This is a genomic window from Neobacillus mesonae, assembly GCF_001636315.1.
GTDB classification, from domain to species: domain Bacteria; phylum Bacillota; class Bacilli; order Bacillales; family Cytobacillaceae; genus Neobacillus; species Neobacillus mesonae.
On the sequence record NZ_KV440949.1, the window covers coordinates 1,608,563 to 1,634,133 of the forward strand.

General features: G+C 42.4%; 22 protein-coding genes and 1 riboswitch. Of the genes, 8 read left to right on the top strand and 14 right to left on the bottom strand.

Annotation, left to right across the window (positions count from 1 at the left end):
- Positions 1 to 74: 74 nt before the first annotated feature.
- The 3 genes from A6749_RS07915 to A6749_RS28050 form a co-directional block, all read right to left on the bottom strand.
- Entirely contained in the window at positions 75 to 1,604 is a 1,530-nt protein-coding gene (locus A6749_RS07915; protein ID WP_066387619.1) for an Ig-like domain-containing protein, read from the bottom strand.
- 536 nt (positions 1,605 to 2,140) lie between these two features.
- Positions 2,141 to 6,433, bottom strand: coding sequence for a 5'-nucleotidase C-terminal domain-containing protein (locus A6749_RS07920; RefSeq protein WP_066387621.1), 4,293 nt, complete (start codon positions 6,431 to 6,433; stop codon positions 2,141 to 2,143).
- A 395-nt stretch (positions 6,434 to 6,828) separates the two neighbouring features.
- Positions 6,829 to 6,945, bottom strand: a complete 117-nt coding sequence (locus tag A6749_RS28050) for an FbpB family small basic protein (protein ID WP_127490044.1) — start codon at positions 6,943 to 6,945, stop codon at positions 6,829 to 6,831.
- A gap of 225 nt (positions 6,946 to 7,170) precedes the next feature.
- On the opposite strand from A6749_RS28050, the gene A6749_RS07925 reads away from it, so the two are divergent.
- The gene (locus tag A6749_RS07925; RefSeq protein WP_066387623.1) at positions 7,171 to 7,770 is read left to right on the top strand and encodes a hypothetical protein; all 600 of its coding nucleotides are present in this window, start codon (positions 7,171 to 7,173) and stop codon (positions 7,768 to 7,770) included.
- A 60-nt stretch (positions 7,771 to 7,830) separates the two neighbouring features.
- Here A6749_RS07925 and A6749_RS07930 read toward each other — a convergent pair whose 3' ends face one another.
- Positions 7,831 to 9,138 carry a UDP-glucose dehydrogenase family protein gene (locus A6749_RS07930; protein WP_084798046.1) on the bottom strand — a complete coding sequence of 436 codons (1,308 nt, stop codon included), beginning with the start codon at positions 9,136 to 9,138 and terminating at the stop codon, positions 7,831 to 7,833.
- 425 nt (positions 9,139 to 9,563) lie between these two features.
- Positions 9,564 to 9,707 (bottom strand): hypothetical protein, encoded by a 144-nt coding sequence (locus tag A6749_RS28590; protein WP_164745703.1) that lies wholly within the window; start codon positions 9,705 to 9,707, stop codon positions 9,564 to 9,566.
- A 230-nt stretch (positions 9,708 to 9,937) separates the two neighbouring features.
- On the opposite strand from A6749_RS28590, the gene A6749_RS07935 reads away from it, so the two are divergent.
- The gene (locus A6749_RS07935; RefSeq protein ID WP_066387624.1) at positions 9,938 to 10,993 is read left to right on the top strand and encodes a multicopper oxidase domain-containing protein; all 1,056 of its coding nucleotides are present in this window, start codon (positions 9,938 to 9,940) and stop codon (positions 10,991 to 10,993) included.
- Positions 10,994 to 11,051: 58 nt separating this feature from the next.
- On the opposite strand, the gene A6749_RS28330 is transcribed toward A6749_RS07935, so the two are convergent.
- The gene (locus tag A6749_RS28330) at positions 11,052 to 11,216 is read right to left on the bottom strand and encodes a hypothetical protein (protein ID WP_161487121.1); all 165 of its coding nucleotides are present in this window, start codon (positions 11,214 to 11,216) and stop codon (positions 11,052 to 11,054) included.
- A gap of 52 nt (positions 11,217 to 11,268) precedes the next feature.
- A riboswitch (cyclic di-GMP riboswitch) is annotated at positions 11,269 to 11,354 on the bottom strand.
- A 197-nt stretch (positions 11,355 to 11,551) separates the two neighbouring features.
- Here A6749_RS28330 and A6749_RS07940 point away from each other — a divergent pair.
- Entirely contained in the window at positions 11,552 to 12,304 is a 753-nt protein-coding gene (locus A6749_RS07940; RefSeq protein WP_066387626.1) for a M15 family metallopeptidase, read from the top strand.
- Positions 12,305 to 12,400: 96 nt separating this feature from the next.
- Here the strand turns inward: A6749_RS07940 and A6749_RS07945 are convergent, their stop codons facing one another.
- Both A6749_RS07945 and A6749_RS07950 read right to left on the bottom strand, forming a co-directional pair.
- Positions 12,401 to 13,588: a toxic anion resistance protein gene (locus A6749_RS07945; protein ID WP_066387629.1), complete on the bottom strand. Its 1,188-nt coding sequence runs from the start codon at positions 13,586 to 13,588 to the stop codon at positions 12,401 to 12,403.
- On the bottom strand, positions 13,585 to 14,241 hold the full coding sequence (locus tag A6749_RS07950) for a 5-bromo-4-chloroindolyl phosphate hydrolysis family protein (protein ID WP_066387631.1): 657 nt from the start codon (positions 14,239 to 14,241) through the stop codon (positions 13,585 to 13,587). Before A6749_RS07950 ends, A6749_RS07945 begins: the two co-directional genes overlap by 4 nt.
- Positions 14,242 to 14,658: 417 nt before the next feature.
- On the opposite strand from A6749_RS07950, the gene A6749_RS07955 reads away from it, so the two are divergent.
- Complete coding sequence (locus tag A6749_RS07955) at positions 14,659 to 15,351, top strand: nucleotidyltransferase domain-containing protein (protein ID WP_236719634.1); 693 nt, start codon at positions 14,659 to 14,661, stop codon at positions 15,349 to 15,351.
- Between the two features lie 112 nt (positions 15,352 to 15,463).
- Here the strand turns inward: A6749_RS07955 and gloA2 are convergent, their stop codons facing one another.
- Together gloA2 and wecB are read right to left on the bottom strand one after the other, a co-directional pair.
- On the bottom strand, positions 15,464 to 15,850 hold the full coding sequence (gene gloA2 / locus A6749_RS07960) for an SMU1112c/YaeR family gloxylase I-like metalloprotein (protein WP_066387633.1): 387 nt from the start codon (positions 15,848 to 15,850) through the stop codon (positions 15,464 to 15,466).
- Positions 15,851 to 16,075: 225 nt separating this feature from the next.
- Positions 16,076 to 17,224, bottom strand: coding sequence for a non-hydrolyzing UDP-N-acetylglucosamine 2-epimerase (wecB, locus tag A6749_RS07965; RefSeq protein ID WP_066387636.1), 1,149 nt, complete (start codon positions 17,222 to 17,224; stop codon positions 16,076 to 16,078).
- A gap of 235 nt (positions 17,225 to 17,459) precedes the next feature.
- Between wecB and zupT the strand changes: the two genes are divergently transcribed.
- Positions 17,460 to 18,266 (top strand): zinc transporter ZupT, encoded by an 807-nt coding sequence (zupT, locus tag A6749_RS07970; protein WP_066387639.1) that lies wholly within the window; start codon positions 17,460 to 17,462, stop codon positions 18,264 to 18,266.
- A gap of 339 nt (positions 18,267 to 18,605) precedes the next feature.
- A complete protein-coding gene (locus tag A6749_RS07975) occupies positions 18,606 to 19,214 on the top strand; it encodes a glycerol-3-phosphate acyltransferase (protein ID WP_066387642.1) in 609 nt (202 codons plus the stop codon).
- A gap of 64 nt (positions 19,215 to 19,278) precedes the next feature.
- Here A6749_RS07975 and A6749_RS07980 read toward each other — a convergent pair whose 3' ends face one another.
- Together A6749_RS07980 and A6749_RS07985 are read right to left on the bottom strand one after the other, a co-directional pair.
- Entirely contained in the window at positions 19,279 to 20,829 is a 1,551-nt protein-coding gene (locus A6749_RS07980; protein ID WP_066387649.1) for a YifB family Mg chelatase-like AAA ATPase, read from the bottom strand.
- Positions 20,814 to 21,422 (bottom strand): transposase, encoded by a 609-nt coding sequence (locus A6749_RS07985; RefSeq protein WP_066387652.1) that lies wholly within the window; start codon positions 21,420 to 21,422, stop codon positions 20,814 to 20,816. Before A6749_RS07985 ends, A6749_RS07980 begins: the two co-directional genes overlap by 16 nt.
- Before the next feature lie 268 nt (positions 21,423 to 21,690).
- Between A6749_RS07985 and A6749_RS07990 the strand changes: the two genes are divergently transcribed.
- Positions 21,691 to 21,969, top strand: coding sequence for a hypothetical protein (locus tag A6749_RS07990; protein WP_066387655.1), 279 nt, complete (start codon positions 21,691 to 21,693; stop codon positions 21,967 to 21,969).
- A gap of 98 nt (positions 21,970 to 22,067) precedes the next feature.
- On the opposite strand, the gene A6749_RS07995 is transcribed toward A6749_RS07990, so the two are convergent.
- Positions 22,068 to 22,508, bottom strand: a complete 441-nt coding sequence (locus A6749_RS07995) for a ferritin-like domain-containing protein (RefSeq protein WP_066387661.1) — start codon at positions 22,506 to 22,508, stop codon at positions 22,068 to 22,070.
- Positions 22,509 to 22,747: 239 nt separating this feature from the next.
- Positions 22,748 to 23,485 (bottom strand): GDSL-type esterase/lipase family protein, encoded by a 738-nt coding sequence (locus A6749_RS08000; RefSeq protein WP_236719770.1) that lies wholly within the window; start codon positions 23,483 to 23,485, stop codon positions 22,748 to 22,750.
- Positions 23,486 to 23,795: 310 nt separating this feature from the next.
- On the opposite strand from A6749_RS08000, the gene ilvB reads away from it, so the two are divergent.
- A complete protein-coding gene (gene ilvB, locus A6749_RS08005; protein WP_066387669.1) occupies positions 23,796 to 25,505 on the top strand; it encodes a biosynthetic-type acetolactate synthase large subunit in 1,710 nt (569 codons plus the stop codon).
- Positions 25,506 to 25,571 lie beyond the last annotated feature (66 nt).

Genomic DNA, 25,571 nt, shown 5'->3' on the forward strand with positions numbered 1-25,571 from the left:
ATTTTTTTTAAAACTTCTAAAAAAAGTCCCCTGCCAGGACCTGTCATTAGGCCTAAGGCAGGGGATATGGCAGCTTAGTTTGTTACTTCTTCAGTTGCTGGTTCAATTGTTTTAGCTTCACTATATTTACTTACATTTCCGGCCTTATCAGTTGCTGTGACGGTAATTACAGTTCCAGCCTCCAAAGACTTAACTTCCACTGTGAAGTTTCCAACCGGATTTGTTTTACCAGTAGCAATTGCTTTGTTGTTCGCATAAATGGTAATTGTCGATCCAGCTTCTGCTGTTCCAGTTACCAATGTAGATGTAGCTGAAGTTACCTCTGGTGCATCAGGAGCGGTTTTATCTACGACTTTTACCGTTTTAATTGTTGTGTTTCCTGCTTTATCCTTAACGGTTACCTTAATATTTGTTTCTGCTTTTTGCTGCGAGATTGCTACTTTGTAGGTTCCTTTTGAATCTACCGCTTTTGCTGTGTAATTCTTTGAACCAATTGTTACAGTTACAGATACACCTGCTTCCGTTTTAACAGTTATATCTGCTGACTGATCTGAAACAGGGTCAACAGCTACAACTGGAGCTGTTTTATCTAGAACAGTCACACTCTTCGTCGTTTTGTTTCCTGCTTTATCTCTTGAAACGATTGTAATTTTTGTACCAGCTTTTTGCTTGTTTGGTAATGCTACATTGAAATATCCAGTTGATTTCGCTTGAATTTCTTTAGATTTCCATTTTCCAATTGTAATAGTTACATTGGCTTTTGCTTCTGTTTTTACAGACACTGTTTTAACTTTGTCTGACACCGATTTAACTGTAAGTGCTGGAGCTGTTTTATCTAGAACAACTACACTTTTTGCTTTACTTACGTTTCCGGCTTTATCTTTTGCTGTAATCGAAATTTTTGTGCCGGCTTTTTGCTTTGGAACTGGGATATTAAAATTCCCCATTGTATCGGCAGTTCTACTGTATTTCTTTGAACCAATAGTAACTGTTACCGTTGCTTTTGCTTCTGTTTTTCCAGAAACATTTGTAGACTTGTCCGAAACTGTGTTAACTTTCGAAATTACTGGGGCCTTCACATCGATATTTTTGAAAAATGGTTTAGCCAATTGGTTAAAGGTTTGGGAAGAAGTTGTGATCTTCACCTTTGCTCCTACCAATACCTTATCAAATAACTTTTCAATATCCCAGTTATGCATCCGGACGCAGCCGCCGGATACGTGTTTCCCAATTGAGCTTTCGTTATTGTTCCCGTGAATCCCGTATGGGTAGCCCCCATTTTCTTGTTTGCTGAGCTCCATCCAGCGTTTCCCTAATGGATTTCTTGGTGAACCTCCTGGAATTCCCTCTTTATACCATGGCCGGTTTTTTACCTTTTTTCGTATGTAAAAAGTCCCTTCCGGAGTCAATTTTGGCGTTCTTCCTGTTGCCACAGAATATGTTTTTATTAATTTGCCATTTTCATAGAATGCTAGTTTATTAATCTTTTTATTAATGATAATTAATTGCTGCTTTGAACTTGCCGCAGAAGCTGGCTGGGCCTGCGGGAAGGCCATAAATACTAAAAATAAAACTACTAAACTTATTAATGCACGTTTTAACACTATTAACACTCCTTACTACTTTCCATTTATTTCAACGATAACACAATTGTAAAATTTGTAACACTTTTTTCACATCAAAAATTTCGATATTTTTTTACATATTTCTCTCTATTAAAACGAGTCCTTATGAAGGACAGTTTATAAGTTTTTTTGAGTAGCTTCGTTGGTTAAGAGAGCTTATTTATTAAAGACAGTTTCCTTGATATCGTGGCTAGTTTTGTCTTCAAGAGGGCTTATTGGAGACAGTTTTCTTGTTTTCGCGGCCGGTCTCGTCTTCAAGAGGGCTTATTGGAGATAGTTTTCTTGTTTTCGCAGCCGGTCTTGTCTTCAAGAGGGCTTATTGGAGATAGTTTTCTTGTTTTCGCGGCCGGTTTTGTCTTCAAGAGGGCTTATTAAAGGTAGTTTTCTAGTTTTCGAACCTACCTATGGACAAATCGTGCGCTCTAATCATAAAATCTGTCCCATAGAATCGCCTATGGGACAAATCATGGAGGACATCCTTTTTCAATCTTATTTTGGCAAAGTTAATGCTTTTCCTAAACCGCTTTTCCGTTACCTTTTGGCACCTCTGTCTGGAGGACGCCGTTTTCATCAAAGAAATACCATTGGCCTTTAATCTTCACCCAGCCTGTTTGCATTATGCCTTTATTGTCCAGGTAATACCGTTTACCCGAAAGCTCCAGCCAGCCAGTCTGCATGATTCCATCGGCGTCAAAATAGTAACGTTTGCCTTCTATTTCTTGCCAGCCGATTTGAATTTCACCATTTGAATTCGAATAGTATTCTTTACCTTTTACTTTAAACCAGCCTGTTTGCAGTTCACCTTTGTTGTTAAAGAAATAATTTTTCCCTATTACTTTAGCAAAGCCGGTCAACGTGTTTCCATCGGCATCTACATAATAAACTTTACCGTTCTTTTTCAGCCAGCCGTCTTTTACAACGCCGTTGGTATCAAAATTATAGCTGACACCATCGATGACAATTTTACCCGTTTTTCTAGCTCCTGTTGTTGGGTCAAGGTAATATGTTTTGCCGTCCAGCTCAAGCCAGCCGGTAACCTTTTTGCCATCCTTATCCAAATAGTACCAGGCACCGTCTATTTCTACCCATCCAGATTTAATTTCCTCCGCAGCAATAATTCGGTCCTCTACTTTTGGTGCAACCGGACTATTGTTTGCGATATAATCGGTTAAAATCTCATAGTCGACGATCAGTAGTTCATGGATCCTGCCTTCGTCTTTTGCTTTCTTGAACATCGTGAAACCGTCGCCGCCGTCAGCTACGAAAGCATTAGTCGCAACCGAATATGTTGCCTTTAAATCGATTGGCTTAAAGCCATCCGCTGTTTTGACTTTTACTTCCCAGACTCTTTCATATGCAGGTTTGGCCGGGTCGTATTTAAATTGAATTCCGGAAACTTGCATGAACTGGCCTGCACCATCCGCAACCTTGCTGACACTGTGCTCAAGTGCTTCCTTGATTTCCTGTCCTGTTAAATCAAGTGTTACTAACAAGTTCGCAAATGGCATCACCGTATGGATATGACCAAGGGTAACATCGCCCTCTGGAATCGAGGCACGAATGCCGCCGCCATTTTGCATCGCAATTACGGTGTTATTTTTCAAAATGTCATTGGCTCTTTGGGCCATGGCATCCGTAATCAGGTTACCAAGGTTTGTTTCTTTATAGCGGACATTGTTGCGTTCGCCATCAAGGAATACTTTAGAAGAACCAATCACTGTTTTCTTCAATTCATCTAAAGGTTTCTTTAATTCATCGACTTTTGCCTGTGCATCCGGGTCTGCTTTGTAAGTGTTAATATCTAGAAGCTTGCCGTCATGGGCAGTAATAACTCCAGCTTTATTAAACGTTACATCAACGACTCCTAAATATTTTAGGTACTCGTTAGCTTGAACAATAACCGTCGGCTCTGCTTTTTCAATTATTTGAGGCTTGTCCAGCTTCGTATGTGTGTGTCCGCCGACAATAATGTCAATGCCATCAACCGCTATGGCCAGCTCTTGATCAGGACCGTAGCCTAAATGAGACAAGACCACAATCTTGTTAATTCCTTCAGCTTGAAGTGCAGCCACTGTTTCTTTTGCCTTTGCAGCCGCATTTTCAAACACGATTTGTTTGGAAGGATTAGCAAGGAATGTTGTATCCTCTGTTGTTAAGCCAAATATTCCAACCTTTTCCCCATTAATCGTCTTGATGATGGCAGGGTAGATGTTTCCGCCCTCCGCTGCAGTACTGATTTCGTTTTTAAACAGAGGTCCTAATACTGGATCCTTTGTGACATTAACGTTTGCACTCAAGATTGGGAACTTCATTTCCTTAATAAAGTCAGCAAGGATCTCAGATGTTTTGTCAAACTCATGGTTTCCGAATGTCATGGCGTCATAACGAAGATTATTCATGAACCCTAGGTCCGCTTTACCAAGGTATTGGTTGAAATAAAGCGTTCCAGAGAATACATCACCTGCATCTACTAACATTGCGTTTGGCTTTTGGGCTCTTACTTCGTTTACCGCTGTTGTTAACTTTGGATATTGTTCCACATTTGCATGTGTATCGTTTACATGCATGATGGTCAGATCAAGTTCTTTTGGTCCCGGAGGTGTTATTTCCCCTTTTAGGTCAATCTGGGCGATAACCGGGTCATGATCACTCACACGTCCATGCATAGGTGTGAATGGAGAGTTCAAATGAACAATGTCAATTTCAGAACGATTTGCTAGATTGTTTGATACAAGCAGATGATCAAGCACCTGGGAATTCCCTTGATAGCTATAAGTGAATCTTTCTTGTGCCAGAACTTTTTCGATTAAATTTGTAAGTTCATTTCCTTTAAGAGCTGTTAACGGATTGGAGAATTCAAAGTCATTTAAGTCGCCAAGAACGACTACGTTTGCATCCGCATTTTTACTTTTAACATCTTTAATAAAGTTGTTAACAATAGAAGCAATTTGTACACGCTTTGCTTCACTTCCAAGTACCGGCGGCTGATTTTTTCCAAAAATCGGCTGGTCGCCGCCTTTTGAGTTAAAGTGATTGGCAATTACAATGACGTCTTCGCCTTTAAAGGTAAACTCTGCAGCTAATGGCTTACGGCTGGATGAGAACGCCGCATTTGTCGGATCAATTCTTCCTGGGTTCAAAGTTAAGGAACCATTTTCATAGCCGACTGCTTGTGTTGATCCACCTTTTGTTCCTTGTTTTAAGGCAACGCGGTCTGGATTATAGATGAATCCGACACGGATGTTGCCGTTTGGCGCTCCGCCGTCTTGATTGTTGACAGGCTCAATGTCTGTCCAATTATAAGCGGGACCTCCTGCTTTTTTAATTGCGTCGATAAGCGCTTGATAGTTTTGGTCAGCAGCCGTTCCCCCAGCTGTTTCACCATTATTGTCCTGAACCTCTACTAACCCAACAATATCAGGGGTTTTTAGATTTCCGACAATGGATTCAGCAATTTTTGCTGTTTTTCCAGTATCGGCCTTTGTATAGTTCTCCATGTTGTAAGTGGCCACGGTTAGTTTGACATCATTTTTCACGATATTTGTGGCTTCTTGTTTATAATCACTTTCCACTAGAGGCGGGAGTTCTGCCTTGTTCGTTAGGAGTTTGTAGTTTTGGAAAGTATAGGTGATGACACCTGTTACTGTTCCTTTGTAATGATCCCCAGTTTTAACTTTGTAACTTTCGTCCTTTACTGTGAATAGAAGCGGTAGTCTTTCTGGGTTCATGTTGTCTTTCGTAATCGGAATTCCGCCTGGAGTTGTATAGGTCTTGCCTTCTACTTTTGCGGCAATAACCGGAACTTCTCCATATCTTTGCGGTGCAACTGCCATTGGGTTTTCGATGGCAACACGCATACCTTCAATACTTTCGTAAAAATCAATGCCGTCTTCTTCAGGATCAAATTCTTTGAATTGATCATTATCGACTATTTGAGTTGGTGGGTGGATGTCTTTGCCGATGACAAGTGCTTTCGGCAATTCTTGATTGTTTGCGTGTGGTGTTACCTTTCCACCTGTTACATTGGCATCTATTTCTGTAGTGGCTAAGTCTGTTTGAAGCATGTCGCTGTAGCCTTCAAGTACCCATTCTTTTACAAGTCCGTCAACGGATACAAGGTCACCGACTTTGACGCCGTGGGTCTTTTTGTAGACAAGAATTCCTTCAGATGTATTTGGGTTATTATCAGGATTTGGGTCCTGCATGTAGAAATTGCTGCCATCTTTGATAAAGGTGACGACTCCTGTAACACCTGTTACATTTTTGCCGTTATATGGTGATGTGTGGCTCTCACCTTGGATGGCGCTGATTTTGATGCCATCGGTTGGAACTGGCGGGTTACCTGGATCTCCTGGGTCTCCCGGATCACCTGGGTCGCTGCCATCAGTAAAGCTAATGGCGGTTGGAGATTTTAACCCTGGGACGGTAAAATAAGTTTCCAGTGAACCAGTAACAAATACCTGTTTTCCGATATTCCCTGGATTGGTCATGAGTCCGAATTCTGCCCGATATCCGGATGATAATTGCACCGGAAGAAGTTTTGTTATATCTTTTTCTGTTGGGCTATCAGCAATGGCAAAATTAAAATCATCATTAAAAGGTGCATTAAAGTTATATGATTTATTTCCTTTTGTATGGGCTACAATATACCCCTTCACTGTAGCCTTACCAGTGTTGTTTGCAATTGCTTGAGCTACGGTTATGTAGTTCTCAGCGGCACTTGCGTGATGAAGATAAGGTAACACGTAGCTTGCCATCAGTGTAAAAATGGCAGCAAAAATAAACGCTTGTTTTTTTAAAAGCTTCAAACCTCTCTCCTCCTCGATATTTACTTATATCTTCTCTGGAATGGCATTAAACAAAACGCTTAACATTCCCCCCTCTTTTTAATTTTTCAAGGGTTAAGATGTATTACTCAAAAGCAGTTCTATCTCCTTCAAAAGAGGAAATTTACATTCCTATTTCTCTAGCATTCTCCCTTGAAGCCCCTAGAAATGGACTATTCACCTATATTTTAGTGAAAAATTCGTAGTTAATCTACAATATTTAGCACTATTTCCATCGAAACCCATATGACTAAATACCTAAAAATAGATATTTTTACAAAAACTCAATAAATAAAAATGAGAGAGAGACGGAATTTGTCATGGAAACCAAAAAAGGAACCCGCCAGGCACAGGTTCCCTTCATTATTCATATATATTTATTTAGTTAATTGTAAATTTTTATTATGTTTTTCATCAATTTTCCTTTCAATACGTGCGATTTCCTTCTCGTTCGAAAGGATTTCCCTTTTATTATTATTAATCAAAATTTGCATATTGACATGTTGTTTTCTCAAATCTAACGTTCCCTTCTTGTAAATAATTATCGAGTTATTTTGTATATTAAATATATCATAATATTGCGAAATAATAAAATAATTATACAAGACTTTCGAACGCTACTATTTCTATAAAATTGCCAAAAATAAATGGTACTTATGTCATATTTTATAGTAATATAGTAGTGATTTCCATTAAACAAGTAGATAGGGAGTGCTCAGATGCTGACTCCTGCACAGCAAAAGGTGAAGCAAGAATTAGATGAGTTGAAGGCAGCTGGTGCCTGCCACCATAGTGAGGAAAGGGTTCCTTCTAGTTCTGAAGTCCTGTATTCAAAAGGAAGAATCTATCTTGCTTTCGGATTAGTTATTTTTCTATTAGCCGTTTCAATTGTTGTTATTAAAATTTCAATTCCTTCCAAATCGAAAATTAGCAGTTATTTAGCAAAAGAGGAACAATATAACCAAAAAAGTCTGATTCTCTTTAACGACTATATAGGGAAAAATGATAGTGAACTCGAGGCAGCCGTAGATGAACAAGCAGAGCTCGTGAAGAATGCAGGTGCTCTGAGTGTCCCCTCCGAAATTGAAGAACATAACCGTGATTTCATGGACGTAATGGAACAGCGGCTGGATATTCTTAAGTATATGTTTGTGAATAAGCAAGATGATGCCTCGCAGCTAAACAAGCTCCTAATCGAGCTGGATGTAAAGCAAGAGCTTGCGAAGGAAAGCCTCTTGAAGGCGTTAAATAGGGAAAAGATTCAATATGAGGAACATATCGATGGGACGGTGCAGTACTGGATCGAGGGGAAGTCGTAACGGTATGACTATTAAAGGGTGTCAGGCACCATGTGAAAAATTCACATAGTGCCTGACACCCTAATGATTAGCAAACCCTGTATAGTGAAATCCTAATGCCTCAACAGCAGCTTTGTTGATCATGTTTCTTCCGTCGTAGATGTATGGTTGTTTCATTAGTAGTTTGATAGCCATCCAGTCTAATTGCTTATATTCATCCCAGTCAGTGCATAGGATGACAGCGTCCGTGTCTGACACCGTTTCGGCAACTGACTGCAGCTGCTGGCAGTGTGGTCCAAGCGGGTAAGTTCCCTCTATGAGTTTCACTACAGGATCATGGACTTTAAGATTTGCTTGTGCTTTTAGTAAATTGTCGATTAAGACCAGACTCGGCGACTCTCTTGTGTCATCTGTATTGGCTTTAAAGGACAACCCAAGGACCGATATAGTTTTTCCAGCCAAATCTTCGCCCAATCCCTGTTTAATTTTGTTCATTAAATATAGTGTTTGTTCTGCATTTACATGCACTACTTTTTCTAAAATGGTCAAAGGAATTCCATTCATTTTTGCGGTTTGCAGCAGGGCATATACGTCCTTCGGAAAGCAGGAGCCGCCATACCCCATCCCTGCTTTTAGAAAGTGATGGCCAATCCGGTGATCAAGGCCGATTCCCTTAGACACATCATTCACATTAATCCCCAGCTGATCGCAAAGCCTGGCCAGTTCATTAATAAAAGATATTTTCATCGCCAGGAATGAATTCGCAGCGTATTTAATCATTTCGGAGGCTTTTGGATTGGTTTCAACAATTGGACATTGGAAGCCTTGATACAGCTTCCTCATAGTTTCCCTTGCTTTTTCACTCGTTGTCCCGATGACAATCCGGTCAGGATGAAGAGCATCGTAAAGCGCCGAGCCTTCACGAAGGAATTCAGGGTTTGAAACAACATCGAAGGAAATGGGCTCCTTCTCCTTCTGTCCGGATTTTACCCACTCCCCGACAAGTTCGGCCGTTCCTACAGGCACTGTACTTTTTGTTACTATAACCTTATACTCCTCCATATATTTCCCAATCGATTGGGCAACATTTTTTACATAAGAAAGGTCAGCGCTTCCATCTTCCTGCTTCGGAGTACCGACACAGATAAAAATAACATCATTTTCTTTAATTGCTTTTTTGGTGTTATCTGTAAATGTTATATTCCCGGCCTGAACATGCTTCAATAAGAGTTCTTCAAGTCCCGGTTCATAGAAATGAAGGATACCATGTTGCAAAGCTGTTATTTTGCGCTCATCGAGGTCGAGACCGGTAACTTGATGGCCCATTTCACAAAAAATAAGTCCCGTAGTCGTCCCCACGTACCCTGTTCCGACTATTAAAATTCTCACAACCGACAATTCCCCTTCCTCATCACTCAAAAATCACTCGTCCATTCCCGCACGGAACTAGTAATAATGTATTCCTAAGCGTAAGCAGAGGAAGGTTGTCCACCTCAGAAAGGGCGCTAAATAGGTCGTGGTGGTGGTTTTGTGGTTTGGTGTGGTGTCAGGCACCATGTAAAAAATTCACATGGTGCCTGACACCAATACAGTTTTTAAAGTTTCCAACAGTGTTTTCTACAATTTTGGTGTACTTATCAACGAAATACCATGGATATCCACAAAGTTATTAACATAAATATGAGGTTTTTCCACAACTGCTTTTGCGGTAAAGGTTGTTATCCACATAACTACCTTAGTTATTAACATTCCCATGCTTGTTATCCACAATTATTGTATAACTGTCCACAATGGGAAATAAAAAGAACCTATTGTTATAGGTCCTTTTCTACTTCTGTAGTTTCACTTTCATGATATTTTTCTACAATATCTTTTAACTCACCGATATCTCCTTTTGCGTTGATAATTTCAATAATTTGGGACAATCCTTCACTTGTTTGATCCGTGTTTTTTTTCATAAAGTCATCCTCCTTATTTATATATAGAATGGCCGACTTTTTAAGTATTAATCACCATTATTACAGTTATCACGGTACTAATAATACTTTGCTCACTTGTTCACAAAGTATTCACCAACCCTCTATTCATCAGTGACCTAAGTCACTTGGAAAGTTTTTTAAAAAATTAAAATAAAGGTGTAAACAATAATTAAATTAAATTTTTAGGAGTTAAATGGGAGGGAATTAAGATGAGAAAGATGACAAAGATTGCGGCGGTTTTGGCTACTTCCGTCTTGTTGTTAAGCGCCTGTGGAAATGTGGATAACCCTAGTATTGAGAAAAAGGTTGAGGCTCAAGCACCAACCAAAACGGACACCCAAGTTTTCGGCCCTCATGAACATTTAAATCAGAAACCAACTCCGATTAACATAAAAAGAACTGGCAAACACGAAGTAAATGTTGAAATGACCTCACAGATTACGGATATTGAACTGGCTAAAGGCGATGTATATAAAGCTTGGACATTTAACGGTGAAGCCCCAGGACCAGTGATTGTGGTCAATGAAGGCGATACCATTCATTTTACCTTAAAAAATATGGACCCGGCAATCCCGCACAGCATGGACTTCCACGCTGTTCATACGGCACCATCTAAAAATTTTGCTAACGTTATGCCGGATAAATCTGGGACATTCAGCTATCCAGCAAATAATCCTGGAGTATTCATGTACCACTGCGGCACAAAACCTGTTCTTGGCCATATTGCCAACGGAATGCACGGGATGATTATCGTGAAACCAAAGAATGGTTATCCAACTGATTCTAAGGTTGACCGCGAATACGTAGTGATTCAAAACGAATGGTACAAATACAACGACTTAGATGATATGACAAACGGTGTTCCAAAATATGTGGTCTTTTCTACAAAGGCTTTGAAGGACGGCGATATGAATACGAACGGCACAGTTGGCGCCTTATCTGATCATCCTCTGCTTGCCAAAGTCGGCGATAAAGTCAGATTCTATGTCTTAAACGTAGGCCCGAATGAAGTTTCTAGCTTCCACGTAGTCGGCACCATGTTTGACGATGTGTACGTTGATGGAAATCCTTATAACCACATGAAAGGTATGCAAACCATCATGCTTCCAGCCAGCGGCGGTGCAGTGGTCGAATTTACAGTTACTGAGGAAGGCAGCTACCCATTTGTCACACACCAATTCAACCATGCAACTAAAGGGGCTGTTGGAGCACTGAAGGTAACGAAGAATGGTCAAGATGACGGAAGCGAAGTTATGTCTCACTAAATGAACAGCATTTTAAAAAAACAGCGCCGGGGATTGATGGTCCCGGCGCTGTTCTCGTTTATATTCTTGATCCAAGTTCGACAGCTTTACTGCTGTGATACACAGCTTTTACCCTTAACTTGATTCTGAGTTCCTCACATAAGCAATCCTGCTGGAGCAGTTCGTTATGCCGCTGTTGCAGTATATGATAAAAATACTTTCCCTTTAATAAAACTTTCAACACAAAAAACCCCTCCTCAAATTTAACCGTTTACATAAATCGCAGGAGATTCGTGTTCGGTAACTGGCGAGCGTCGTCGCGAAGACTTTAGCCCCTATAGCTTTGCGTCCCCATCTTTCAATAGGTTTGCCGTTTCGTACGATTTATGTGTTTTGTTTTAATATAAAAAACTGACTTATAAAATGAAAGGGTCTAAAGTCCTATGAACGCCTCACAGCAAGGTTTCTTGGACTTGGGAAAATTTTAGTGTTTTGCGTTGGAGAGGAATTTTTAGGTTTCAAAGTATAAGAACGTGTCGATGCTGAGAATAGAAGTGATTTTTAAAAAGGATGTTTTCCATGAAAAAAATTCAATTTGTTCTCATCAGCCTTTGTTTGTTGACTGGCATGTCAGCAGGCTCTCTAGGGAAAAAGCAAATTGCCCCTGACGAAGGCGAGGCGGCCGTTCCGGTGAATAAAAATGTGAAAGCCAAAGCTGGTTCCGATAAGGACTCGATTAACGTTATCCCAAATCCGAAAAGTATTCCCGTGCTCGTAAACAAACAGCATAAACTGCCTGAGAGCTATGAACCGGAGGATTTGGTCGACCCGGATATTGAGTTTATTTTTCAAGAAAAATCAGAGAAACGAAAAATGCGTACAGAGGCTGCCGCCGCTATTGAGGAGTTATTTGCTGGGGCTTTGGAGGACGGCGTGAAGCTGCTTGGTGTCTCTGCTTATCGGTCACATGCTTTGCAGGAGGTTTTGTTTCAACAATATGTTAATATGGATGGCTATGAAGCCGCGCAAACCTACAGCGCCTTGCCTGGGACGAGTGAGCATGAAACAGGGCTTGCCATTGATGTAACCGGCGGTGACGGGAAATGTGCCGCGGAGGACTGCTTCGGCGGCAGCGCGGAGGCCAAATGGCTCGAAAATAACGCCGCGGATTACGGATTCATCATCCGCTATCCAAAAGGAAAAGAAACCATCACCGGCTACCAATACGAACCATGGCACCTCCGCTACGTTGGCAAAAAAATCGCAGCAGACATTACAGACCGCGGCATTACCCTGGAGGAATACTATAGGGCAGTACCGGTAAATAAATAGTAGTAGTGACAGTGGTGTCAGGCACTATGTGAATTTTTCACATGGTGCCTGACACCACTTGAAAAGCCACCGCACAGCGGTGGCTTCTCTTTTTTATTATTTCCCTTTGATTTCTAACAGTTTCACTCGGAGTTCGTTTTCCATGGCGGCGAGGTCTTGTTCGGCGAGGCGGCGTTTGTTGCGGCCTTCTTCTTGGATTCGTAATGTTTCTTCTAATGTGCTGATTAGGTTTTCTTGTGTTTTCTTGAGGGTTTCAATGTCTACCAGACCGCGCTCGTTTTCTTTGGCGGTTTCAATGGTATTGGTTTTTAACATTTCCGCGTTTTTCAGCAGAAGTTCATTGGTTGTTTTCGAAACCTGTTTCTGTGCCTCTACTGCATGGCGCTGACGAATTAACGTTAACGCAATCGCCACTTGGTTTTTCCATAACGGAATGGCTGTGACAATGGACGATTGTATTTTTTCCACAAGCGCTTGGTTCGTATTTTGAATCAAGCGGATTTGCGGCGCACTTTGAATTGTGATTTCCCGGCTTAGTTTTAAATCATAAAGGCGTTTGTCCAAACGGTCGGCAAATTGAATCATGTCATTAACCTCTTGGAACTTCATCTGGTCTTTTGTTGCTTCCGCTTGTTTTTTCAGCTCAGGAATAATCTTTTCATGCATTTCTTCAAGCTTGATTTCCCCTGCTGCAATATACACATTAAGCGCATGGAAATATTCTTTGTTAGTTTCATAGAGCTGTTCGAGCAATTTGATATCAGACAGCAAAACATTTTTACTGCGGTCCAGTTTCACGCTGATGCGGTCGATTTGCGCACCAGTTTTTTGATATTTGGAAAGTGCTTCCTGAAGGGATCCGGAGATTTTTCCAAACATACGTGCAAACAAGGAAGGCTTGCCTTCCTTTAATTCATCCGGATTCACTTGATTGAGGTGCTTCATTAAATCGTTAATGATTTCACCGATTTCACCGACATCTTTTTTCTGAACGTGCTCAAGCATCGTACCAGAGAAAGTCAAAAGCTTCCCCTGAGCCTGCGTGCCGTATTGGATCATCGCTTGATGGTTCGTCGGGTCAATTTGCTCCGCAATTTGATAGGCCTTTGCCCGGTGCTCCTCCGGTATCACATCGATTAACTTTACAGGCTTTGCCTCTGCCGTCTGCGGTACGGGCTGCCTTTTCGGCTCGAGCTCAATTTGGTCGTCGCCAAAGGGATTGGCCAGAATATCGTTTAATAAATCACCGGACTGTTTATTTAACATTGGATTGTTTTCGCTCATTTTAACCACCTATTCTCTTCGGGAAATTTCGAGTCCTTTTGTTTTTTGATTGAATGCTTTGCAACGTCAATTTCAAAATTTAAATGCTCCATGTCATCGGATACAACACGATACAAATCCTGTTCTAGCACCTTTGTCATCTCATTCAGCGTCTGCCGTGTTTCGATGAGGGATTGATTAATCTCCATGCTTTTCTTCGGCTGGGAGGCTAAGAAGCTGTATTTTTCTGTAAGCTCGACGATGGAATCCAGATGTGAAAAATAAAACAGCTCCGCATGGTAAAATCGCTTCGGTTCTTTTATAGCCATTTTCTGTATTTTCTTAGTGACACGAAGAATGTCAATCCTTTGCTTTACTGTCGAAAGGTCACGGATTGAAAAAAGCGATTTATTGAGACGGCTGATTTTCTTGTTCGCCTCTGATAAATGCTTGCGAATGTATCGAAATTCCTTTCTAGTCAGCTGATGTTTTTTCAAAAAACTTCTGCCCATGGTGAAAGAAAGGATGAAATGGATGATTACACCGCCTGCTATAGCATACGCAATCGACGGCAGGAAGTTTTGCTCGAATATGAAAAAGCTGACAACCCCTGTTAACACCGTGACAGGCACAGCCACAAACGATCGAATAACTAACGATAAAATAGGGTTCATGGTTATCGTCTCCTAACTAACGTATGAAGTGCAACTTACTATATATACGAACCATTCAAACGAATGTTTCATTTTTTGGAACACTCTTAGCCCCATCACACAGTAATTTCCACTTATTACTTCAACAATACAATAAAAAACTCCTGCAAGCTATAGACTACAAACGGAAACATTTCTAGGACTTGAGACGTATTTTGGGGTTCGTGTCATTTTAACCCCATTTTAAACCATTTGGTGTCAGGCACCATGTGAAATTTTCACATGGTGCCTGACACCAAAACCAAACCGTTTTATAATGTTGAATATGAAATGAAGAAGAATTTGCGAGGTGAGGCAAATGCTGCCGCAGGAATTGGCTGTTATGAAGGTTTGTGAAAGCTTGAAGGCTGACCCGCTGGTGCAGGTTTAAAAGGTTCGATGGGACGAGGTGAGCATGATGAGTATTCGGATATTGATTTGTATTGTTTAGTTGCGAAGGATGAAGAAAAACTATTTTTACAGCAGCGCCTGGAGCATTTGGAGGCTTACCGGAGAGTGATTTTTTATGATGATTTTTTCATAATTGCACCACAGATGATTGCTGTTTATGACGACTTAATACATATTGACCTGTTTACGGTTACGGCAGATACATTTGTTGAAAAGGATTACTTTAAAGTGTTATATGATCCAAAATATTTACTAGATCCATATAAAGGCACGCAAAGCTTGGAGCTGTCTGAAGATGAGTTCCGTGATGATGTGAATGATGTTGCTTGGTTTCTTTTTCAATATAAGAAGGCGGCCGCAAGGGGAAATAGCATTTGGGCAGTAAAAATGTTAACAAACGTCCTGCATCATTTAACCAGGGTTCTTTTGTGCCGGCACGCACCACACCGCGCACAGCTGGGGTTGAAGACGGTACAGCGGAACCTTGATCATGATATCGTGTTGAAGATTGAAAACATCTTGGAGCACAACACACCGAGCGGGCATCCAATGGCCGCCCGGCTAATTTGCAGCCTCGTGTCTCCTGAGCTTAAGTGGATTTGTCAGCATGTAGCCGGAGCCGACCATATCAAACTATTTCTTGAAAAAATGGTGAAATCACTTTTAGAAGAAACCTCCTAACCATTTTAAAAGAGCGGGCCAGTGGCGGCTTATTGGCTCGCTCTTTTCGCAGTGTCCACCGGAGGCGTACAAATGTCCACGAGTGGTGCCTGACACCATTGCTTTTCTACGCCTAGTACTGGTAAAGCTCAATGGGCAGGCCATCGGGGTCGGCGAAGAAGGTGTATTTTTTGTTGGCGGTGGGGTCAATCCGGATGGGTTCTGGAGTTAATTGCTGTTTTTTTAAATAGGAAACGGCTGACTCTATATCTTCTACCTCAAAGGCAATATGTCTTAACCCCGCCGCTTCCGGGTAGCTTGCTCTTTCTGGCGGGTTTGGGAAGGAAAATAGTTCAATTTGGTACTGCCCTCCTACCTCCAAATCCAGCTTATAAGAGCCCCTCTCCTCCCGGTAAACCTCCCTGATAGGTTTCAATCCCAAAACACGGACATAAAAGTCCTTCGATACTTCATAGTTAGAACAGATAATGGCAACATGATGGATTTTCTTTAACTTCATCGAAATTGTCTCCTAGTCTTTGTTTTCATAATTTGAATCACTCTTCCACCCGAACAATGCCCCTTGTCCACTTAAGGACAAAAGGGGCATTGTCGGGGGCCATTCTTTCTACTTTTCAACCATAAAAACAGGCCAAACCAAATAAAGTAAAACTGTCCACCACACCTGTACAAATGTCCACGAGTGGTGCCTGACACTACAGCAGACATTACGTTAATACCTCCACTAGCCTTTAAAATCAACCGGTCTTTGGTCGAAGTGTCCAAAGTGGTAGAGGATGGCGTCAACGATTCGGCTAGAGGCGCAACCGTCGCCGTATGGGTTGGAGGCTTTGGCCATTTGGTCGTGGGCTGCTTGGTCTGACAACAACTCGTCCGCCAGTTCAAATATACGTTCTTCATCCGTGCCGGCAAGTTTCAATGTGCCCGCGGCAATTCCTTCCGGCCGTTCTGTCGTGTCGCGCAGCACCAGTACCGGTACACCGAGCGACGGCGCCTCCTCTTGAATTCCGCCTGAGTCGGTTAAAATCAAATAGGCCCTTTCGGCGAAATTATGAAAATCAATCACGTCTAAAGGTTCGATCAGATGAATCCGCCCATTGTCCCCCAGCACGCGGTCGGCGATTTCCCGCACGACCGGATTCATATGGACAGGGTAAACGACCTGCACATCTTCATGCTTTTCAACTATCCTTAGTATGGCACGGAACATATTTTCCATCGGTTCCCCTAGGTTTTCCCTTCGGTGCGCCGTCATTAAAACCAACCGGTCAGCGCCAAGCCGCTCTAATACAGAGTGTGAATACTGATCCCTGACGGTCGTTTTTAATGCATCAATTGCGGTATTTCCGGTTATAAAAATGGCATCCTCCTGCTTATTTTCCGCCAACAAATTTTCCTTAGCCTGAACTGTCGGCGCAAAATGCAGGTCAGCGAGAACTCCCGTTAGCTGCCGGTTCATTTCCTCAGGATACGGCGAAAACTTGTTATGCGTTCTGAGCCCCGCCTCAACATGACCTACGGGGATTTGCTGGTAATACGCTGCCAAGCTTGCCACAAAGGTTGTCGTCGTGTCACCGTGTACCAGCACGATATCCGGCTTTGCTTCCTCAAAAACCCGAGTCAGTCCCTCAAGACTGCGTGTGGTCACATCTACCAAGGATTGCCTTTCCTTCATAATATTCAAGTCAAAATCGGGAACGATTTCAAAAATATGCAGCACCTGGTCTAACATTTGACGGTGCTGTGCCGTCACGGTTACAATCGACTTAATTTTATCTGGAAATTTTTCTAATTCTTTTACCATCGGTGCCATTTTAATAGCTTCCGGCCGGGTTCCAAAAACCGTCATGACTTTTAACGGACTCTTTTTCATAAAAACCTCCAAGTGGTTCTGCTTCCGAAACATTATTTTTTCAAAAAAATATTCACTCAACACTTACATGATAACAAATTCATTGGTGATGGGAAAACCAATCTGCGGCTCCGGTTAAATGTGGTTAGAAAATCTGTTGTTTCTCCAAGGAAACATTTCCGAGAGTAGGCATATAAAAATACTATTAAATAAACACACTTATAAGGACGATTCCATTAAAGGAAGTGACATACAAATGACGGCGAATCTGCTATTTGCATTTGGTTTAACATTGTTCGCGGGGCTTGCGACGGGAATAGGGAGTCTGCTTGCGTTTTTTACCTCGCATACCAATACAAAATTCCTTTCCATAACCCTCGGATTTTCCGCTGGGGTCATGATTTATGTGTCAATGGTCGAAATTTTTGTTAAAGCAAAGGGTGCCCTTGTCCACGCTATGGGGGTCGTCCCCGGAAACTGGCTGACTGTCGCCGGCTTTTTCGCTGGAATGCTGCTGATTGCCTCTATTGATAAATTTATCCCAAAACAGAGCAACCCGCATGAGCTTCGTACCGTCGAGGATATGACGGCCCCTAGTGCTGAAAAACAGCCTGATTTATTAAAAATGGGGACATTTACGGCGCTGGCGATTGGGATTCATAACTTTCCTGAAGGGATTGCCACGTTTACCTCCGCACTGCAGGATCCGAAGCTTGGAATTGCTATCGCTGTGGCTATAGCGATTCACAACATTCCAGAAGGGATCGCCGTGTCCGTCCCGGTTTATTTTGCAACTGGTGATAAAAAAAGAGCTTTTAAACTTTCATTCTTGTCGGGGTTATCGGAACCGATCGGGGCGCTTGTAGCCTATTTATTCCTAATGCCTTTTCTAAATGAAGTAATGTTCGGGATTATTTTTGCCGCGGTCGCCGGCATTATGGTGTTTATTTCCCTTGATGAACTGTTACCCGCGGCGAAAAGATATGACGAGGCGCATCTATCCATTTATGGGCTCATCGGCGGGATGGCCGTCATGGCACTAAGTTTGCTGCTGTTTATTTAAAAATTGCGTGGGGCCTTAGGAGCGGTGAAGCAGGCTACAGGAATCTTTAGGCTGGTTGGTCGTCTTAGTGACCGCTATGGGACTCTCTTTTCGTTTGGCGGCACCCCGATTTGTCCCATAGAGCCTCGCTATGGGACTCTCTCGGCTTTACGGCACCCCGATTTGTCCCATAGAGCCTCGCTATGAGACTCTTTCGGCTTCCCGGCACCCCGATCTGTCCCATAGAACCTCGCTATGGGACTCTCTCGGCTTCGAGGCGCCCGGGTTTTTCTCATAGAACCCACCTATGGGATATTTTTACATAAAAGTCTGTATTTTCGTCCCATGGAAGAGGCCTTGATGCTATATTTAAATAAACATAGATTGGCAAAGGGGGTGGTCCTTATAGTTTGGTTGTATTTTGTCTGCTCCTATTTAATTGGCAGCATCATGTTCGGATACATTGTTACGAAAGCCTTTTATCAGCAGGATCTGCGGAAGCTTGGTAGCGGGAACGTTGGAGCCCGTAACGCGGGACGCCTTCACGGGAAAAAGGTCTTTGTCATGACCTTTCTTGGCGATGCCTTAAAAGGAACAGTTGTCGTTGCGGCAGCCCGCTGGGTTCATTTTTCAGATTCCTTCCAGCTTATTGGATTGATGCTTGCTTTAATTGGCCACTTAAAACCTATTACATTAAAATTCAAGGGCGGCAAAGGGATTTCCACCTTTATCGGCGGGATGATCACATTTCAGCCGCTGCTTTCTCTTGTTATTATGGCAGTCTTTATCATTTTATATCCTTTAACCAAAAGCTTTACTTTAGCTGGCCTGGGGGCTTTTCTCTTTATTCCCGTATTCCTATTAATCAGGCAATATGATTGGCTTACTTGTATTCTAGCGGCTGGCATCCTGATACTGATCCTCCTCGCACACTCTGAGAATATTAAAGAAAAAATAAGGCACAACTAACCAGAAGGAGCATCCTCCAAGGGTCTGCCTTAAAAAACCAAAATGTCCACCCCACGTGGACAAATCAGCGAATTTGTCCACGGATGGTGCCTGACACCGTAGATGACACCGGAGACACCGCCAATGAATTTAATTTAATCGCTTGCCAAAGGCTTGCGTCGGTGATTGCGTTTTCTCCTCGTAAATCGTTGATGGTGCGGGCGAGGCGGATGATTTTGATTTGGGTGCGGCTGCTCCAGCCTTTTTTGTAGAGATGCTGTTGGAGTGCATTTTGTTGCCCCTGGGTTAACGGAGTAGTTTTCATCAGCTCATTATATGGCACCCGGCCGTTACAAATTTCTCTGCCGTATCGGTCATATTGTCTCTTTCTCGCCTCTTCCACCCTCTGCCGGACTACACAGGACGACTCGTTCTCCACTCCATCTTCGCCCGCAGTCCTCAAATCAACCGACTTCAGGGATAGATGAATATCAAAGCGATCCCTTAAAGGGCCAGAAAGCTTATTTTGATAAGCAAGGATCTGTTTTTTGGAACATGTACAATAATGGGCATTGTCCCCTGCATACCCGCAGGGACAAGGGTTCATTGCCGCGACCATGATAAACGAAGCTGGATATGTAATGGTAGCGTGGGTACGGCTGATGGTAATCAAACCAGTTTCCAAAGGCTGCCGCAGCATATCCAACGTTTTTTTTGAAAATTCGCCGACTTCGTCCAAAAATAAAACACCGCGATGGGCTAAAGATATTTCCCCCGGCTTTGGATACTGACCGCCTCCAATAATAGATATCCCTGAGGCGGAATGATGCGGATTCCGAAATGGCGGGAAATATGTTTCAGGCTGAGATACATGAGCCAATTGATATAAACTCATAACCTCCAGCCGGAATTCCTTCGATAGCCCCGGCAAAATGGACGGGAAACTCCAGGCCAACAAGCTTTTGCCACACCCCGGCGGTCCGGTCATCAGGACATGATGTTCACCGGCCCCCGCCACTTCCAAAGCATATTTGGCACGAGAATGGCCGATGATTTGCTGGAAATCAGGATACTCTGTGCATCGAACCTCTTCCTGTTTCTTTTTAAAAAATGAAGGTGGTGACCACTGCCCTGATAAATGCCCGATAACGTCTTGAAGCGACTCGACATAAATTAACTCCAGACCTAAAACATCAAGTGACGGCAATTTTTCGTCGAAAGGCAAATAGAGTTTGCGGATGCCGATTTTTTTCGCCGCTAACACTGCCGCAAGCATGCCTTGAACAGATTGAATCGCACCATCCAGCGATAAGGCCCCGATAAAACCGGTATCCTCCGGGATTATTACTTCCAATTCGTGGAGACTCGATAAGACCCCGATCGCCATCGACAGATCAAACATCGAGCCAATCTTCTTCTGGTCGGATGGTGACAGGTTAATAATTATTTTTTGTCCGTTCATAACGTATCCCAGTGTACCAAGTGCTGCAATAATCCGCTCTCTTGCTTCTTTCACCGCGGCGTATGGCAGCCCGACAATTTTAAAAGAATCGGCTCCAACTCGGGTGCTGACCTCAACATTTAGGCGATAACCTTCCATGCCTTTTAAGCCAATGCTTGTTACTTTTGCCCACATGGTATTACCCCGTCTTTGACAGTGAAAAGTTTGCCATCTTTCCAGTAAAGCTTGTCCATCGGTGTGAGTTTCATAAATCGTTGGTAATGCTGGGAAGGCGGTTCAGGAAAATAGGATAGAATGCATTTGGGGTCAACTAGCGGGATTTTTCCGCCGTAGATGAAGGCGCGGTAACTGCTCCAAGGATAATCTTCCGGTGCTTTAACCATTCCTGCCTCAACAGGATTCAAATGAATGTATTTGCTGACATCAATCTCATATTCCGGAGAATTCAGCAATTCGGCTCCATAACGCTTCTCGAAGACATGTCCGGTAAATTCATACTTTTTGTTAATATACTTGGCATAATTGGTGTTAAGCTTCTTCATGATGGTACTGAGCGGGGTTTTCATTGTCTCAATCTGGAGATGAGTGTGGTTCGTCATCAAGCAAAAACTGTGGAGTTTAAATGGGTGTTTGTACATCGTCGCTTCCAGCAGGGAAAGATACTTTTGATAATCTTCATCATCAAAAAAAAGCGAACTACGTCTAATCCCCCTGCTGGTCACATGATACTTCGCCCCTTCAAACCAAATACGACCATTCCGAGCCATACTAATAACAACTCCTTTATTTATTGTTTTATCGGTGTCAGGCACCATGTGAATTTTTCACATGGTGCCTGACACCCGAGGGTCTGCCTGTTATTTATTATACATAGATTTTTCAACCAAATTGGCACTTCAAAGAATTGTAACAAAAAAGACAAAACTTTTTATAGTGACATATCGGGTCAAAAAAGCAACAAGCCCTTTAGCTTGTATGGGCGTATAAAAATTGCTAGGCGCTAATATTTATTACTATAGCTTTTAAAGAGGGGGAGTGTCTCTGAGAGGTATTAGAATAATACAAAGAATTGTTGGTGTTCTGTTTCTGGCCGGAGGTGTTTATCTTATTTTCGTTACCCAAGAGTTCTTCGGTACCATTTTAATTATATTAGCATTTTTAATTTTTCCGACTATTGAAAAGAAAAATAATTCTGATAATCCCGAACACGCATATCAACAAGAACGTTACAATGAATTTGCTAATGATAACGATCATTCCTTTGGAGGCGGAGGCTCAGATGGCGGTACTGATTCAGACGGTAGCGGTGACTAAGCGACGACCTGTAAAATTTCCGAAAGGATTTTTTGCAAAATGCAAAGCCCTTGCCTGCTTGAAAAAACAAGTAGACAAGGGCTTTTTCGGTTTAGCTGTTATTTTGCTTTAGTGAAAAAATACAGAAACCAGACTGCATGATTTTGTTCATCTATCGCTACTCTTCGGAAAGTTCCTTTAATTAACTGATCAGTTGCTGCGTCGGCAATTTCCATATAAAAGTCGACCGTTTTTTGTTCATCCTGCAGGGCAAATTCTAAGCCAGACAAATAACGCCCAGGGCACTCCTCTACTATTTTCGGCTGTGGAACCTTGCCCGTCAGCTCACGGTATATTTGGACAAACTGTTGATAATGCCTGATTTCGTCTTGACGAATTTCAAGGATTCTTTCCCGTTCCTTCTGATTTGGAGCTAAATTAGCCAGCTTGGCATAGCAATCAATAGCACTATACTCACCATTAATAGCTTTTTCAATATCATTGATAAATTTATTGGATTGCCTGTATATAGCATCATGGTAATTGGTAAAAGGATACATAAGGCAGCCCCCCCTGTTTTTCTCATTAATATCATACGTTAGGCGTGCTTCAGGGTGCTGAAATTTTAAAAATAACCTTTGCTTCATTACATTAAAGAAAATATTTTAAAATCCTTTCAAGAATAGCGAAATTTCCCGGGAAACACTCAATCTTCGACATACTTTGCACAAAAAGAAGCAACTCTCCCCCTACAGTAACATCCAGGGACTGCTGCTTCATCTCGTAAAACTGGTTTAATTTATTTTAAATTGCTCTTGCTTTTATCAATCACTTTCCAAAATTCCTTTGCAACAATCTGGTAACCTTCTAGACTTAAATGGATGTTAGCAGGGTTAGGCAGGTACGTCTTGTAATCTTTTGCGATGATATCATAGGTAGGGATAAAGGTATCTCCGTTTGTAGTCGCAGCCATTTTGATTTGATTATTCAATATATCTAACAACGGCAGCAGTACAGCTTGATGGTCCACCGGTAAATATGGGAAGGTATTGTAATACCCCATTACATATACCTTAGCCTTTGGATTTAAGTCATTGATGGTTGATAAAATGGTATTAAGATTTTTCGTAACACCAGCAATCGCGGCTGGCACAGTTGTTTCGCCTGTTGGGTCCACCTTTAATGCAGCTAGAATATCATTACCACCAATATCAATAGTGATAAATTCTGCTTCTTTAATTCCTGATCTCACCTTCTCGTTATAAAGAACATCCCCTACTAATTGTCCCGAAATATACCCTGGAACAGCAAAATTGTCATATCCCACCGTATACTGCGATTGTTCAAAGCGCTTTGTGAGATAATCTGGATACCCAAGACCCATTTGGTTATTAGGCGTAACCCCAGCTGCAAGGGAATCCCCCAGCGCAACATAATCAATAACTTTTTTTACAGGACCCTTGGCCAAAGCAGCTACCGGAAGTGAAACAAGCAACACACCCGTCAATACCAAACTCTTAATCTTTTTGCCAACCATCAAAAACACTCCCTCCTAAAACGTTATAATGAACAATTTAATCATAACAAAGCATATTACCGTTCGCAATTAGGAACAAAATGTTTTACAATGTACTTTTTCACTCAACTGTCCACCACAGGCGTACAAATGTCCACGAGTGGTGTCAGGCACCAAAAAGGCACTCAAAAAAGGACACCAAAAAAGAGCGCCAAGAAAAGTCATCAAAAGGACCGCCTTAAAAAGCTTCCTAAACCATGATTTATCTCACATACAGTTGTTGTTAAATAATTTAAAATATTCGTTAAAACTTTAGAAATCAGGTGGAGGAATGTTAGTGGTAGAAGAGTTTTCGAGAATCGGATTGGTATTTGAATCATTAAGCTTGCTTGGGGTGGAGTGTGTCTTTGGTTGTGATGATGAACGGCTATTGCCGCTGCCAATGGCCACAGAATGTGCAGCACTACGGTATTATCAACTAAAGCATGAGCAGGCGGCTGTTCATGCAGCGGACGGATATGCTCGTGCGACGGGAAAACCCGGTGTGGTTCTTGTTACCACCGCCGCGGGGGTCACAAACGCAATTACCGGAATGGCCACAGCGTACAGTGATTCTGTTCCAGTGGTAATGATCGCAGGTCCGCTGCTCCCTTCTAACCCGCTGCCGAAAGAAGCTATAAAGGAGCTGGATATAAGTGGTGTCACAATGCCAATTACAAAATATGCATGTAAAATTAATGCGCCGAACCAGTCTGATTTTTCCAAAACACTGCAAACGGCCTTATCGATTGCTGGCGAAGGAAGACCTGGTCCGGTTTTAGTAGAAGTAACCGAAGAGCCCGAAGGAGTTAAACAAGCGTCATCAGAGAAACTGATTAATAACAGCAACAGCCGCCATACCAGAACAATCGCAGCTAGACCCCTTATTGAAAAATCACTTGAACCAGCAAAAAAATTAATTGAAACTGCCAGAAAACCAGTATTGTTTATCGGCGGCGGGGTGATTGCCGCCAATGCCGCAGCCGTTTTACGGGAAATAGCCGAAAAAGCACACATTCCAGTTGTCAGTTCCCTTTTAGGCATCGGCGCGATGGATGCGGGAAATCCGCTTTTCCTGGGGATGCTAGGAATGCATGGAACGTTTGCGGCAAATAAAGCGGTCCACCATTGCGATCTTTTAATTAGTATTGGAGTCCGGTTCAGCGACCGTGTGACCGGGAAAATCAGCGGCTTTTCGCCTAAGTCAAAAAAAATCCATGTGGATATCGACCCGGCAGAAATTAATAAAGTAATTCCCGTCGATCTGCCGATAGTCTGCGATGCGAAGGAGTTCCTAGATACGATTAAAGGAGTGCTGGATTATCATAAAATTAGAGACAACTCAGAGGCATGGACAAATGAGGCGTTGGAGTGGAAACGGACTGTCCCAAGGTTTGAAAAATACAACAGCATTTTGAGCCCGCAGTCGGTTATCCAACTGCTGAACGAGTATACCGACAAAGATACAATTGTCGTAACCGATGTCGGCCAGCATCAAATTTGGACTGCACATCATTACAATTTTTCGAGGCCGCGGACACTCATTACCTCAGGCGGTTTAGGGACCATGGGGTATGGGCTCCCTGCAGCAATTGGAGCTGCGGGTGCGTATCCAGGGAAATCTGTTATTTGTGTATCGGGTGATGGCAGCTTCCAAATGAACCTGCAAGAATTAATGACCGCCGTCAAATACCAGCTGCCAATTAAAATTGCTATTTTGAATAATGGTTACTTAGGAATGGTACGTCAGTGGCAGGAGTTGTTTTACCAGGGGAGATATTCCGAGGTGAAAGTGTGTTCGCCAAACTTTGCCCAGCTGGCAGACGCTTACGGAGCGATGGGACTATCAGCGCACACCGATGAAGAAGCACAACATGTAATGAATAAGGCATTCAACTTCACCGGCCCAGTGGTATTGGAATTCGATGTCGTCGAAGAAGAAAACGTCTATCCAATGGTACCGCCAAACCACAACAACCATCAAACCATCCTTTCAAGATAATGGAAAACGGTGTCAGGCACCATGTGAAAAATTCACATGGTCCCTGACACCGCTCCTAAACTTCGC

Coding starts and splice junctions, on each gene's coding strand:
- A6749_RS07955 (WP_236719634.1), top strand. CDS start 14,659: ATGGGACGAGGTGAGCATGATGAGTATTCGGATATTGATTTGTATTGT.
- A6749_RS07980 (WP_066387649.1), bottom strand. CDS start 20,829: ATGTGGGCAAAAGTAACAAGCATTGGCTTAAAAGGCATGGAAGGTTAT.
- A6749_RS08000 (WP_236719770.1), bottom strand. CDS start 23,485: ATGGTTGGCAAAAAGATTAAGAGTTTGGTATTGACGGGTGTGTTGCTT.
- A6749_RS07985 (WP_066387652.1), bottom strand. CDS start 21,422: ATGGCTCGGAATGGTCGTATTTGGTTTGAAGGGGCGAAGTATCATGTG.
- A6749_RS07975 (WP_066387642.1), top strand. CDS start 18,606: ATGCTATATTTAAATAAACATAGATTGGCAAAGGGGGTGGTCCTTATA.
- A6749_RS28590 (WP_164745703.1), bottom strand. CDS start 9,707: ATGAAAAAAAACACGGATCAAACAAGTGAAGGATTGTCCCAAATTATT.
- zupT (WP_066387639.1), top strand. CDS start 17,460: ATGACGGCGAATCTGCTATTTGCATTTGGTTTAACATTGTTCGCGGGG.
- gloA2 (WP_066387633.1), bottom strand. CDS start 15,850: ATGAAGTTAAAGAAAATCCATCATGTTGCCATTATCTGTTCTAACTAT.
- A6749_RS07950 (WP_066387631.1), bottom strand. CDS start 14,241: ATGAACCCTATTTTATCGTTAGTTATTCGATCGTTTGTGGCTGTGCCT.
- A6749_RS07935 (WP_066387624.1), top strand. CDS start 9,938: ATGAGAAAGATGACAAAGATTGCGGCGGTTTTGGCTACTTCCGTCTTG.
- A6749_RS07995 (WP_066387661.1), bottom strand. CDS start 22,508: ATGTATCCTTTTACCAATTACCATGATGCTATATACAGGCAATCCAAT.
- A6749_RS07940 (WP_066387626.1), top strand. CDS start 11,552: ATGAAAAAAATTCAATTTGTTCTCATCAGCCTTTGTTTGTTGACTGGC.
- A6749_RS07925 (WP_066387623.1), top strand. CDS start 7,171: ATGCTGACTCCTGCACAGCAAAAGGTGAAGCAAGAATTAGATGAGTTG.
- A6749_RS28050 (WP_127490044.1), bottom strand. CDS start 6,945: ATGCAAATTTTGATTAATAATAATAAAAGGGAAATCCTTTCGAACGAG.
- ilvB (WP_066387669.1), top strand. CDS start 23,796: ATGTTAGTGGTAGAAGAGTTTTCGAGAATCGGATTGGTATTTGAATCA.
- wecB (WP_066387636.1), bottom strand. CDS start 17,224: ATGAAAAAGAGTCCGTTAAAAGTCATGACGGTTTTTGGAACCCGGCCG.
- A6749_RS07945 (WP_066387629.1), bottom strand. CDS start 13,588: ATGAGCGAAAACAATCCAATGTTAAATAAACAGTCCGGTGATTTATTA.